Origin of the sequence: Salmonella bongori NCTC 12419 (assembly GCF_000252995.1) — a bacterium.
Classification (GTDB): Bacteria; Pseudomonadota; Gammaproteobacteria; order Enterobacterales; family Enterobacteriaceae; genus Salmonella; species Salmonella bongori.
This window is the reverse complement of the sequence record NC_015761.1, coordinates 4,051,745-4,064,716: the sequence shown is the minus strand read 5'-3', so window position 1 is coordinate 4,064,716 and position 12,972 is coordinate 4,051,745. Positions and strand designations below refer to the sequence as shown.

Below are 12,972 nucleotides of genomic sequence, written 5' to 3'. Positions count from 1 at the left end.
CAGAAAAGTGTGATTGTTTTAGTGCCGTTGCCCCAGGCACTGCCGAATGAGGATAAAAAGTATATACCCTAAATAATTTGGAGTGCAGGACAAGGCACTTGTGCCCTGAACCGCGTTTGCGTTGGCCCAGCAGGGCAAGTAACCCGGCAAGCAAGTGAGCCCCCGGGAACATAGCTCACTCTGTGGCCGGGGTGAGTGAACGTCGCCAACATACCTGCCATTCGAAGTATGACGGGTATCGTTGTTATAAGCGCTGTTACTGAGCCTAAACTCAGCATAAAAAATCCGCATAATCCCGACGTTGACAGTCCAGGCCACAACTTTTATTTATAAATACGTCACTTGCATTTGCGCCTGCACCGGTTTCTGTTCTGCCCTTGTGCCATGGTCGCGTTTTTCATTTCCTGACACGAGGTCAATATGACAGAGATTATTGTTTCCAAATTTGGCGGCACCAGCGTTGCTGATTTTGACGCCATGAACCGTAGCGCCGATGTAGTGCTTTCCAACACGAAGGTTCGTTTAGTCGTGCTTTCCGCTTCTGCTGGTATCACAAACCTGCTGGTGGCGCTGGCCGAAGGGCTGGAACCCGAAGAACGCTTCGTGAAGCTCGACGCCATTCGTAAAATCCAGTTCGATATCCTTGAGCGTCTGCGTCATCCAAATGTCATTCGCGAAGAGATCGAACGCCTGCTGGAAAATATCACGATTCTGGCAGAGGCGGCATCGCTGGCGACATCAGCGGCGTTGACCGATGAACTGGTCAGTCACGGCGAGCTCATGTCTACCCTGCTGTTTGTTGAACTCCTGCGCGAACGTGACGTGCAGGCTCAGTGGTTCGACGTCCGCAAAGTGATGCGAACCAACGATCGCTTTGGTCGTGCGGAACCGGACGTCACACTGCTTGCGGAGCTGGCCGCACAGCAGTTAGTCCCGCGTCTGAATGAGGGGCTGGTGATCACCCAGGGCTTTATCGGTAGTGAAGGCAAAGGCCGTACCACAACGTTAGGACGCGGCGGCAGCGACTATACGGCAGCATTGCTGGCTGAGGCGCTCCATGCCGCGCGGGTTGATATCTGGACGGATGTACCGGGTATTTACACCACCGACCCGCGCGTGGTGCCAGTTGCGCAGCGGATCAATGAAATCGCTTTTGCAGAAGCGGCGGAGATGGCGACCTTCGGCGCAAAAGTGCTTCACCCGGCTACCCTGCTGCCTGCCGTACGAAGCGATATCCCGGTCTTTGTTGGCTCCAGTAAAAATCCGCAAGCGGGCGGTACGCTGGTATGCAATAAAACCCCAAACCCGCCGCTGTTCCGCGCGCTGGCGCTACGCCGCAATCAAACACTATTGACGCTGCACAGCCTGAATATGCTGCACTCGCGTGGGTTTCTCGCGGAAGTGTTCGGTATTCTGGCGCGGCATAATATTTCGGTGGATTTGATCACCACTTCGGAAGTCAGTATCGCACTGACGTTGGATACTACCGGCTCCACCTCCACGGGCGATACATTGCTGACACAGTCCTTATTGATGGAACTCTCCGCACTGTGTCGGGTGGAAGTAGAAGAAGGGCTGGCGCTGGTCGCGCTGATTGGCAACAACCTGTCAAAAGCCTGCGGCGTCGGCAAAGAAGTATTCGGCGTACTGGAACCGTTCAATATCCGCATGATTTGTTACGGTGCCTCCAGTCACAATTTGTGCTTCCTCGTGCCAGGAGAGGACGCCGAACAGGTGGTGCAAAAACTGCATCATAACCTGTTCGAATAATCGTCCTGACACCACACTGGCGTATACGCCATCGGGCAGTGCCTGGCCGGATGGCGATACAAATACCTAACCCGCGGATCATGAGCATAATTTGTTTGAATAATCCCCCTTCACGCGATAAACAATAGCTATGGTCTGGCTCGATCTTGACCGTTTATAACAAGCAAACACAACATACTTGCAAGGAAAACAACATGCTCGCCGTCATTACCCGGCTGTTCCCGCTATGGGCGCTGCTGCTCTCTGTTATCGCGTACTACACGCCATCCGCCTTTACCCCTGTCGGTCCGTGGGTAACCACGCTATTGATGTTGATTATGTTCGGTATGGGCGTCCATCTTACGCTCAACGACTTTAAACGCGTACTCTCTCGCCCTGCCCCGGTCGCCGCAGGGATATTCCTGCATTATTTGGTGATGCCGCTCGCGGCCTGGCTACTGGCGCTGCTGTTTAAAATGCCGCCGGAACTCTCCGCCGGGATGGTGCTGGTTGGTAGCGTAGCCAGCGGTACAGCGTCTAACGTGATGATCTATTTAGCGAAAGGAGATGTCGCGCTTTCAGTCACCATTTCTTCCGTCTCCACACTGGTGGGAGTGGTAGCCACGCCGCTACTGACGCGACTGTATGTCGATGCGGATATTCAGGTCGATGTGATGGGGATGCTATTGAGCATTCTGCAGATTGTCGTCATTCCGATAGCCCTGGGGCTGGTGGTTCATCATCTTTTCCCCCGCGTGGTGAAGGCGATAGAGCCTTATCTGCCGGCATTCTCAATGGTGTGCATTCTGGCTATCATCAGCGCGGTGGTGGCGGGTTCCGCCTCGCATATCGCCTCTGTCGGCGTAATGGTGATCATCGCGGTTATCCTGCACAACACGCTTGGTCTGCTTGGCGGTTACTGGGGCGGACGCTTGTTCGGCTTTGATGAATCCACCTGCCGTACGCTGGCAATTGAAGTGGGGATGCAAAACTCAGGTCTGGCGGCTGCGTTGGGTAAAATCTACTTTGGTCCGCTCGCTGCCCTGCCTGGCGCACTGTTCTCGGTATGGCATAACCTCTCGGGGTCACTCCTGGCGGGATACTGGTCCGGAAAGCCGATTGTGGTAAAAACGGGCGAAACGGTAAAGGAAAATTAAAATATTGCCGGGTGGCGCAAGCTTACCTGGCCTACACGCTATCCGCCCGTTGCGTATTGCCGTAGACTAAATGCATCGGCTAACTGAGGGCACCCGTATGGCACTCCCCCGCATTACCCAAAAAGAGATGACCGAACGCGAACAGCGGGAACTCAAAACCTTGCTGGACCGCGCCCGTATTGCGCATGGTCGTCCGCTGACCAATTCTGAGACCAATAGCGTGAAAAAGGAGTACATCGACAAGCTGATGGCGCTGCGTGAAGCAGAGGCAAAAAAAGCCCGCCAGTTGAAGAAAAAGCAGGCCTATAAACCCGATACGGAAGCGTCATTCTCCTGGTCGGCGAATACGCCGACACGCGGCAGACGTTAACGCCCTTTCTTTTTACGCCCTGGCGCGGTGAAACGTTTTCCGTTCGCCGCCGGTCGGGCAGGTTTTTCATTGCTCTTTTCGATCTTCACCACCGGGCGCTTAATACCTGCCGTTTTCGGCTTCGCTTTCGCCTTTGGTTTGGCTTCAGAAGAAGAGTTCTCAATTAATTTAAACAGATCGATCAGCTCATCATCCGTCAGATCGCGCCACTCGCCCAGTGGAATCCCGCTCAGGCTGATGTTCATAATGCGCGTACGTTCCAGCTTTGTAACCTCGTAGCCAAAATGCTCGCACATACGGCGGATCTGACGGTTTAAGCCCTGCACCAGGGTGATGCGAAAGACAAACGGCGCTTCTTTCTTCACCTTACATTTTTTAGTGACGGTACCGAGAATCGGCACGCCAGCGCCCATACCGCGAATAAAATCATCCGTAATGGGTTTATCCACCGTTACCAGATACTCTTTTTCGTGATCGTTACCGGCACGCAGAATTTTATTCACCAGATCGCCGTGATTGGTTAAAAGGATCAGTCCCTGAGAGTCTTTATCCAGTCGGCCAATCGGGAAGATACGCTTACTGTGATTGACGAAATCAACGATGTTATCGCGCTCACCATCTTCCGTGGTACTGACGATACCCACCGGTTTATTCAGCGCAATCAGCACTAAATCATCCGCTTCTCGCGGCTCAATCAACCGCCCGTTAACTTTCACCACGTCGCCCAGCTTCACCTGATCGCCAATCGTGGCGCGTTTGCCGTTGATAAAAACGTTGCCTTGTTCGATAAAGCGATCCGCCTCGCGACGCGAGCAGATTCCGCTTTCACTGATGTATTTATTGAGTCGGGTAGATGAGTCGGGCAGCATAGTTGTTCTCTGAAAAAATTTTCTTACAAAAGCGCATCGGTAATGCCTATTACCACATTAAATCGTCAGGGACTTTAAAATCAGCGTACGGATCGTCTTCGTCCTGCTCTTCCTGGCTCAATGCGCTGTTTAAAACAATGCTGTCCGCGTCTCGCTGGGCAATTTTGTCGGCCACGCTCGCGGGGATGATCGCATATTCATGCTCGCCGGTTTTCTCATTCGCTAAACGCGCAATCGCCAGACGACCATTAATCAACTGCGTTTGCGTCAGCTTATCGACGTCGATTCTTTTGATGAGATTGTTATCCGTGAAGTTAAAACCGATATCGCCCTTAGCTACCACGATGCGGTTCATCTCGATGAGCTGTTTGACCTGCGCTTTGTATTCTTTTGACAAAGCAGCCTGCTTTTGCTGTTCGCTGAGCTGCTTATCGCGCTCAAGCTGCGCTTTTTTATTCTCTTCGACTGCTGCTCTGGCCTCCCGCGCCTGCACGCGCGATTTTTTCGCCGTTCTTTGTACTTTGGCCATCTTTTTGCTGTTTACCAGCCCGGCCTTGAGCAGTTGCTCTTGTAGGGTAAGTTTAGTCATTTTCGTTTCTAAGTCCGTTGAATAGTGGGGAAATTATACTTTGAGCAGCTTCACGGTGGCATCAATATCGATTTCATCTTCCGAGAAAATTAAGGTCGTGCCCTGAAAAGTGGTGATAGCCAGCTTTTTCAACGAACGCATTTCACCAGGTTTAACGGCTGTTTTTGGCCGAATGCTGTTCATCAGCACGCCCACCGACAGCACCGTATTTTCTTTATCAATGCGCGTTTCTACCGGCACTTCTTCGCTGTAAACAAGGTAGGACTTAATGGATGCCAGCTTCAGACGCTCGCCGGCAATATAAATGTATTTACTTTCCGGGATCACCTTCACCGCATACGCAGACAAACCTTTGCTGTTAGTGGTCGGTTCAAAAGTAACCGCCGCATCTTTTTTAATCAGATCCGGGTTAGCGACTTTAATCACATGAAAGTAACGGTTGTCGCCATTTTCATCTTTGATAAATCCAAAACCTTTATCTTTAAACCATGTTGTGATCGTTCCGTTCATCGCCATTACCACCTGATTAACTCTTTATCGACGCATTTTTGCAGCGCGCAGTGTAAAGCACAACGCCTGCGCAGACTATGCCTTTGGTTTAAGTCTGGACGATAAATGTTGGCCAGGCGAGACAGGGTCATATAACCCGCCGCGCATTATGCGCCACATCAGTAAGACGTTACGCTACCAGTGCTAGATTATGCACAAAGTGTAATTTTTTGATGACGTGGAGAAATGATGGAACTGCTTTTATTGAGTAATTCAACTCTGCCGGGTAAAGCCTGGATGGAACACGCGCTGCCGCTGATAGCGAATCAGTTGAATGGTCGACGCTCGGCGGTGTTTATTCCCTTTGCTGGCGTTACGCAAACCTGGGATGAGTACGCAGACAAAACCGCAGAGGTGCTTGCGCCATTAGGGATAAACGTCACAGGGATTCATCGCGTTGTCGATCCGCTTGCGGCGATTGAGAAAGCGGAAATCATTATTGTTGGTGGCGGAAACACGTTTCAGCTCCTGAAAGAATCACGTGAACGCGGCTTGTTGGCACCGATGGCAGATGTGGTAAAACGCGGCGCGCTATACATTGGCTGGAGCGCAGGCGCCAATCTTGCCTGTCCGACTATCCGCACCACCAATGATATGCCGATCGTCGATCCAAACGGTTTCGACGCGCTTGATCTGTTCCCGCTGCAAATTAATCCACACTTCACTAATGCCTTGCCGGAAGGTCATAAGGGCGAGACCCGCGAGCAGCGTATTCGCGAGCTGCTGGTGGTCTCGCCGGCACTGACAGTAATTGGTTTGCCGGAAGGCAACTGGATTCAGGTGAGCAAAGGCCAGGCGGTTCTCGGTGGCCCGAACACCACGTACATCTTTAAAGCAGGTGAAGACGCGGTTGCGCTGGAGGCCGGGCATCGGTTCTAAGTGATAAACACATAGTTGGCGTAATCACCGGCCCCAGGTAGACCTGATAAGCGTCGCGCCATCGGGCGGATCTACGCACAACCTATTGCCGGATAACGCGTTCAACGCCTTATCCGGTCTACCGTTCCGTGACACTCAATAATCGCCACGTTCCTCATCCTGATCCGGCTGTTCCAGTACGCTATAGGCGACCGAACAGAACAGTGAGTTAAGACGCTTCATATCGCCCAGAAGCCCTAAATGGAGCGAACTGGTCTCAATGCTTTGCACATTCTGCTGATGCAGACGATCAACATGCGCATGTGAATACCGGCGATTAAGAATACGGAAACGATGCTTACTACGACGCAACCGGCGGGCGCTGGTGACATCGCCGGAGAAAAAGACCGACATCGCCAGTTGCAGATTACTGAGCAACTGATCGTAAAGCGCATCCAGCTCTTTCAATCCTTCTTCTGAAAACGCCCGCCGCGCCGCCAGCGACTTGTCAGCAATCTCGCTGCCCATTCGCTCAATAATATCCGACGCCTGTTCGAGGTTCAGGGCCATTTCGATAATCTCCGCCCAACGACGGGACTCCTCCGCCGCCAGCTCGTCTTTTGGCATTCGCGCCAGATAAAGCTTAATCGCGGTGTAAAGGACATTAACGTCATCCGCCAGCTTGCGCAGCGCTTTCTCTTCACGCGGCTCGCCATGCATAACTTTTTTTAGCCCTTCCATCATCTGTTCCATCGCATCGCCAATGCGCAACACCTCACGGGCAGCATTGGCCAGCGCCAGCGTTGGTGTATCCAGCGCGCTGACATCAAGATGTTTCGGCTTCAGATGGGTATCCAGTTCAGGCTCATCACGAATAATCCGTTTACAAAAACGCGCCATCGGCTCGGCAAAGGGCACCATCGCCAGACAACGCACCAGGTTGTAAAAGACGTGGAAATAGATCACCAGCTCTGACTTCGGTAACGGCAATTCATCCATCAGATTCGCCAGTGGATGAACAAACGGCAGGATGATCAGGCTGCCAATCAATTTGAACAACAGGCTACCGAGCGCTACGCGACGCGCGGCAGCATTGGCGGCGCTGTTATTGAGCATCGCCAGCAGTCCCGATCCCAGATTGGCACCGATAACCAGACACAACGCGACCGGGAACGAAATAATGCCCGCCGCCGTCAGGGTGGCTGTCAGCAGTACTGCCGCCAGACTGGAATAACTGATAATGGCGAACATTGCGCCAATTAACGCATCCAGCATGATGTCGCCCGTCAGAGACGCGAAAATCACCTGGACGCCATTAGCCTGAGTGATCGGCGTCACCGCCTGCACAATCAGCTCCAGCGCAAGTAGAATCAGGCCAAGCCCGATACCAACGCGACCAAGTTGTCCCGCCCGGGATTGTTTACGCCCAAGGAAGAAAATCACGCCGATAAATATCAGCAGCGGTGACAGCCAGGATAAATCGAAGGTGAGTATACGCGCCATCAGCGCGGTTCCCACGTCGGCGCCCAGCACAATCACCAGGGCGGGCGTCAGGGCGACAAGATCCTGGGCGACAAACGATGTTACCAATAAGGTGGTGGCGTTACTGCTTTGTACCAACGCAGTCACACCGATACCCGCACAAAAGGCGAGCGGTTTCTTTTCTACGCTGCGGCTGAGGACAGTGCGCAAACGCGCACCAAACACGCGCATTACGCCAGTACGCACGATATGTGTTCCCCATACCAACAGAGCAACGGCAGAAAGTAAATGAAGCAAAGTTAACACGGCGTCAGGTTCTCCTTATCGTTATACGTTTTCCTGAAATTCGTTGGGACGACGCATGCATTGCCGATCTGCCTGATGGCGCTGCGCTTATCAGCGCCTACAATAAGTACAATCTGTACCGACAAGCAACACCGCGCCGTCTTCACTCAGTATAAGGGGTTAATTGTAAGAAAGAGACAAGGCACCCAATGAGTGCCTTGCATGTTGTAAGGAAAAGTGACGGTTTCAGAAATTAATCCGCGTCGTAACCCAGGTTAGGTGCCAGCCAGCGCTCCACCTCTTCAACGCGCATTCCCTTACGGAAGGCGTAATCTGTAACTTGATCGCGCTGAATTTGCGCCACCGCGAAGTATTTACTATCAGGATGGCTGAAGTACCAGCCGGATACCGACGCGCCTGGCCACATGGCGTAAGATTCGGTGAGTTTCATCCCGGTGTGTTTTTCCACCTCCAGCAACTGCCAGATAGTACCTTTTTCGGTGTGCTCCGGGCAGGCTGGATAACCCGGCGCCGGACGTATCCCCTGATAGTTTTCGCGGATTAATTCTGCGTTACTGAGGCTCTCGTTCGGCGCATACCCCCAGTAAACCTTACGTACACGCTCATGCAGGTACTCCGCAAAGGCTTCCGCCAGCCGATCAGCAATCGCTTTCACCATGATCTTGTTGTAATCATCATGCTGCGCTTCAAACGCCTCTGCCAGCGCATCTTCCTCCAGGCCACCGGTCACCGCGAAAGCCCCAATATAATCCGCTTTTCCGGACAGTTTCGGCGCCACAAAATCGGACAGGCAGTAGTTAGCGAAACCGACTTTTTCCGTCTGCTGGCGCAGGTGATGACTCACCGCCAGCACGTGGGTTCGCGTTTCATCGCGATAAATTTCGATGTCGTCACCTACACGGTTAGCCGGGAATAAGCCCACCACACCACGCGGATTCAGCGTGCGTTCGGCGCTAAGTTTATCCAACATGTCGTTGGCGTCTTTAAACAGACGCTGCGCCTCAGCGCCCACCACGTCATCTTCCAGAATGCGCGGATATTTCCCCGCCAGTGACCAGGTCATAAAGAAGGGCGTCCAGTCGATATAGTTACGCAGCGTTTCGATGCTGACTTCAACCTCCTGTACACCCAAACGATGCGCGACGGGCGGCGTGTAGCTGGCCCAGTCAAACGCCAGATCGTTATCACGCGCCGCTTCCAGCGTCACTGGCGGGGTGCGCGGCTTCTTACGGGCGTGCTGAATGCGCACGGTGTCATACTCTTTACGGGTACGGGCAACAAAATCATCGCGCTGGGTGGCAGACAACAATGCGGCCACCACGCCAACGGTGCGCGAGGCGTTCTGCACATAAACCGTCGGACCGCTGTAGTTCTGCTCGATTTTCACTGCCGTATGCGCTTTAGAGGTGGTCGCGCCGCCAATCAGCAGCGGAATGGTAAAGCCCTGGCGCTCCATCTCTTTCGCCACGTTCACCATTTCATCGAGCGACGGGGTTATCAGCCCTGAAAGGCCGATCAAATCCGCATTGACCTCTTTGGCGGTTTTAAGGATTTTCTCTGCGGGCACCATTACGCCAAGATCGATAATTTCGTAGTTATTACACTGCAACACCACGCCGACAATATTTTTGCCGATGTCATGTACGTCGCCCTTCACGGTGGCGATCACCATTTTACCGTTGCTGGAGCCCTGCTCTTTGCTGGCTTCAATAAACGGCTCAAGATACGCTACCGCCTGCTTCATCACGCGCGCGGATTTCACTACCTGCGGCAGGAACATTTTGCCTTCGCCAAACAGGTCGCCGACCACGTTCATACCGTCCATCAGCGGGCCTTCAATCACCTCTATCGGGCGAGCGGCCTGCTGGCGGGCTTCTTCGGTATCCTGCTCAATAAACTCGGTAATCCCTTTCACCAACGAGTATTCAAGACGCTTATTGACCGCCCAGCTACGCCACTCTGCCTGCTGAGCATTCGTCGAATCATCGGCCTTACTGCCGCGATACTGCTCAGCAAGATCCAGCAGTCGTTCGGTAGCGTCATCGCGGCGGTTGAGAATCACATCCTCCACCGCGTCGCGCAACCCGGCAGGCAGATCGTCATAAATGGCCAGTTGCCCGGCGTTGACGATCCCCATATCCATACCGTTACGAATCGCGTAGTACAGGAACACGGCGTGAATGGCCTCACGCACCGGATCGTTACCACGGAACGAGAACGACACGTTGGAGACACCACCGGAAATCAGCGCGTGCGGCAGCTCGCGTTTAATATCTTCGCAGGCACCGATAAAGTCCTGCGCGTAGTTGTTGTGTTCCTCAATACCCGTCGCCACGGCAAAGATGTTCGGATCGAAGATGATGTCTTCCGGCGGGAAACCCACCTCTTCGGTTAAGATCCTGTACGCCCGACGGCAAATCTCGATTTTACGCGCGCGGGTATCGGCCTGGCCCTGCTCATCAAAGGCCATCACTACCACAGCTGCACCGTAGCGACGCAGCAACTTCGCATGATGAATAAAGGCCTCCACGCCCTCTTTCATCGAGATGGAGTTAACGATGCCTTTACCCTGAATGCACTTCAGCCCTTTTTCGATAACTTCCCATTTCGAGGAGTCGATCATGATCGGTACGCGGGCAATGTCCGGCTCACCGGCGATCAGGTTGAGGAAGCGCACCATCGCCGCTTCGGCGTCGAGCATCCCCTCATCCATATTGATATCGATAATCTGCGCGCCGCTTTCTACCTGCTGGCGAGCGACGTCCAGCGCTTCGCTGTATTTCTCTTCTTTGATCAACCGTTTAAATTTGGCCGAGCCGGTGACGTTGGTACGTTCGCCAACGTTAACAAACAGGCTGTCATCGCCAATGTTCAGCGGTTCCAGGCCGGAAAGGCGGCAGGCGACCGGGATATCCGGCAGCTTGCGCGGCGGCAGACCTTCGACTGCGCGGCTCATGGCGGCGATATGTTGCGGCGTGGTGCCGCAGCAGCCGCCGACGATATTGAGAAAACCGGCCTGCGCCCATTCGCGAATCTGTTTCGCCATGGTATCGGCGTCCAGATCATACTCCCCAAAAGCGTTAGGCAGCCCGGCGTTCGGGTGCGCGGTAACATAGCATTCGGCAATCCGCGACAGTTCCTGAACGTACTGACGCAGCTCATCCGGCCCCAGCGCACAGTTCAGACCGAAGGTCAGTGCGTCGGCATGGCGCAGGGAGTTATAAAAGGCTTCGGTAGTCTGGCCGGAAAGCGTGCGGCCAGACGCATCGGTGATGGTGCCGGAGATCATGATCGGCAGTTCGACGCCCAGCGCCTCGAACTCGGCTTTTACCGCAAAAATAGCGGCTTTTGCATTGAGTGTATCGAAGACCGTTTCGATCAGGATAAGGTCGCTGCCGCCTTCCACCAGCGCTTTGGTGGATTCACGGTAGGCGGCCACCAGCTGATCGAAAGTGATATTCCGGTACGCCGGATCGTTGACGTCCGGCGAGATGGAGGCCGTACGGTTTGTTGGCCCGAGCACACCCGCCACATAGCGCGGCTTATCCGGCGTGCGCGCTGTCCACTCATCAGCACAGGCCCGGGCCAGCTTCGCGGCTGCAAAGTTGATTTCTGCCGACAGCGATTCCATCTGGTAATCCGCCATGGCAATAGTCGTGGAGTTGAAAGTGTTAGTTTCAATAATATCCGCGCCGGCTTCAAAGTAAGCATTATGGATAGCCGCAATCACCTCTGGCTTGCTGAGCACCAACAGGTCGTTGTTACCTTTCAGATCACAGGGCCAGTCGGCGAAGCGCTCGCCGCGAAAGTCCTGCTCGCTAAGACGATAGCTCTGGATCATGGTACCCATACCACCGTCCAAAACCAGAATACGTTCATTTAACTGCGCACGAAGTTGCTCAACTTTGCTGCTCACACTTGCTCCCGACAACGCTCAACCAGACCGAAAACACTCAACGGACCATACTCGCACAAACCTTAATGGCGGAAAAGCAAACAACGGGCAACATGAGACATGTTCAGCTTGCTGGTTTTCTGCGCGTTCATTTTGTCGGATGGCGGCGCAAACGCCTTATCCGATCTACAAACAAGTTTTAGCATAGACCGGATAAGCGAAGCGCTATCAGCATCACTCATCCGATCAGTACAGGAACTCTTGCATTATAATTGAATAAAACGAAAATGATTTCCACGATACAGAAAAGGAGTCTGCCATGGTTGCCCCCGTTCCCGCGAAACGCGGTAGAAAACCCGCCGCTGCCACTGCGCCCGCAGCCGGACAGGTTCAGTCTTTAACCCGTGGTCTGAAATTGCTGGAGTGGATTGCGGAATCCAACGGCAGCGTAGCGCTGACCGAACTGGCTCAGCAGGCAGGGTTACCTAATTCCACCACTCATCGGCTCCTGACCACCATGCAGCAGCAGGGCTTTGTCCGTCAGGTCGGCGACCTGGGTCACTGGGCGATCGGCGCGCACGCATTTATCGTCGGCAGTAGCTTTTTGCAAAGCCGTAATCTGCTGGCGATTGTGCATCCCATCTTACGTCAACTGATGGAAGATTCCGGCGAGACGGTCAATCTGGCGGTATTGGACCAAAGCGATCATCAGGCGATTATTATTGACCAGGTTCAGTGTACCCAGTTGATGCGCATGTCCGCGCCGATTGGCGGTAAACTGCCGATGCATGCGTCCGGGGCGGGCAAGGCGTTTTTATCGCAGCTCAGCGAGGAACAGGTCACCAGCTTGCTGCACCGCAAGGGGCTACACGCTTATACCCACGCGACGCTGGTATCGCCTTTCCATCTGAAAGATGACCTTGCTCAGACACGCAAGCGCGGCTACTCCTTTGACGACGAAGAACATGCGCTCGGCCTGCGTTGCGTGGCATCGTGTATCTATGACGAGCATCGAGAACCCTTTGCGGCCATCTCTATTTCCGGGCCGTGCTCACGCATTACCGACGATCGCGTCACCGAGTTCGGCGCGATGGTAATTAAAGCGGCGAAAGAGGTGACGCTGGCATACGGTGGGCTTCGCTGACATG

At 53.7% G+C, this 12,972-nt stretch carries 10 protein-coding genes; 5 read left to right on the top strand and 5 right to left on the bottom strand.

Annotated features, from left to right (window positions below; genetic code table 11):
- Positions 1-420: 420 nt before the first annotated feature.
- The 3 genes from lysC (at position 421) to SBG_RS19180 (ending at position 3,276) form a co-directional block, all read left to right on the top strand.
- Entirely contained in the window at positions 421-1,770 is a 1,350-nt protein-coding gene (gene lysC, locus SBG_RS19190; protein WP_000136004.1) for a lysine-sensitive aspartokinase 3, read from the top strand.
- A gap of 194 nt (positions 1,771-1,964) precedes the next feature.
- Positions 1,965-2,906, top strand: coding sequence for a ketopantoate/pantoate/pantothenate transporter PanS (gene panS, locus SBG_RS19185; RefSeq protein ID WP_000881653.1), 942 nt, complete (start codon positions 1,965-1,967; stop codon positions 2,904-2,906).
- 97 nt (positions 2,907-3,003) lie between these two features.
- On the top strand, positions 3,004-3,276 hold the full coding sequence (locus tag SBG_RS19180) for a DUF3811 domain-containing protein (protein ID WP_001207628.1): 273 nt from the start codon (positions 3,004-3,006) through the stop codon (positions 3,274-3,276).
- Here SBG_RS19180 and rluF read toward each other — a convergent pair.
- The 3 genes from rluF to SBG_RS19165 are packed head-to-tail and all read right to left on the bottom strand — an operon-like array spanning position 3,273 to position 5,250.
- On the bottom strand, positions 3,273-4,145 hold the full coding sequence (gene rluF, locus SBG_RS19175) for a 23S rRNA pseudouridine(2604) synthase RluF (RefSeq protein ID WP_000936342.1): 873 nt from the start codon (positions 4,143-4,145) through the stop codon (positions 3,273-3,275). The genes SBG_RS19180 and rluF overlap by 4 nt on opposite strands.
- A gap of 49 nt (positions 4,146-4,194) precedes the next feature.
- Entirely contained in the window at positions 4,195-4,734 is a 540-nt protein-coding gene (locus SBG_RS19170) for a DUF2058 domain-containing protein (protein WP_000164233.1), read from the bottom strand.
- Positions 4,735-4,767: 33 nt separating this feature from the next.
- Positions 4,768-5,250, bottom strand: coding sequence for a cold-shock protein (locus tag SBG_RS19165; protein ID WP_001251236.1), 483 nt, complete (start codon positions 5,248-5,250; stop codon positions 4,768-4,770).
- Positions 5,251-5,472: 222 nt separating this feature from the next.
- On the opposite strand from SBG_RS19165, the gene pepE reads away from it, so the two are divergent.
- The gene (gene pepE, locus SBG_RS19160; RefSeq protein WP_000421801.1) at positions 5,473-6,162 is read left to right on the top strand and encodes a dipeptidase PepE; all 690 of its coding nucleotides are present in this window, start codon (positions 5,473-5,475) and stop codon (positions 6,160-6,162) included.
- Between the two features lie 135 nt (positions 6,163-6,297).
- Here the strand turns inward: pepE and SBG_RS19155 are convergent, their stop codons facing one another.
- Entirely contained in the window at positions 6,298-7,929 is a 1,632-nt protein-coding gene (locus SBG_RS19155; protein ID WP_000956806.1) for a Na/Pi cotransporter family protein, read from the bottom strand.
- A 232-nt stretch (positions 7,930-8,161) separates the two neighbouring features.
- Entirely contained in the window at positions 8,162-11,845 is a 3,684-nt protein-coding gene (gene metH, locus SBG_RS19150) for a methionine synthase (RefSeq protein ID WP_000096074.1), read from the bottom strand.
- 298 nt (positions 11,846-12,143) lie between these two features.
- Here metH and iclR point away from each other — a divergent pair, with 298 nt between their 5' ends.
- Positions 12,144-12,968: a glyoxylate bypass operon transcriptional repressor IclR gene (iclR, locus tag SBG_RS19145; protein WP_000226426.1), complete on the top strand. Its 825-nt coding sequence runs from the start codon at positions 12,144-12,146 to the stop codon at positions 12,966-12,968.
- Positions 12,969-12,972: the final 4 nt, after the last annotated feature.

What these genes read in the sequence shown, in the direction of transcription:
- SBG_RS19170 (WP_000164233.1), bottom strand. Translation starts at nt 4,734, where the DNA reads ATGACTAAACTTACCCTACAAGAGCAACTGCTCAAGGCCGGGCTGGTA.
- pepE (WP_000421801.1), top strand. Translation starts at nt 5,473, where the DNA reads ATGGAACTGCTTTTATTGAGTAATTCAACTCTGCCGGGTAAAGCCTGG.
- lysC (WP_000136004.1), top strand. Translation starts at nt 421, where the DNA reads ATGACAGAGATTATTGTTTCCAAATTTGGCGGCACCAGCGTTGCTGAT.
- SBG_RS19165 (WP_001251236.1), bottom strand. Translation starts at nt 5,250, where the DNA reads ATGGCGATGAACGGAACGATCACAACATGGTTTAAAGATAAAGGTTTT.
- iclR (WP_000226426.1), top strand. Translation starts at nt 12,144, where the DNA reads ATGGTTGCCCCCGTTCCCGCGAAACGCGGTAGAAAACCCGCCGCTGCC.
- SBG_RS19180 (WP_001207628.1), top strand. Translation starts at nt 3,004, where the DNA reads ATGGCACTCCCCCGCATTACCCAAAAAGAGATGACCGAACGCGAACAG.
- rluF (WP_000936342.1), bottom strand. Translation starts at nt 4,145, where the DNA reads ATGCTGCCCGACTCATCTACCCGACTCAATAAATACATCAGTGAAAGC.
- panS (WP_000881653.1), top strand. Translation starts at nt 1,965, where the DNA reads ATGCTCGCCGTCATTACCCGGCTGTTCCCGCTATGGGCGCTGCTGCTC.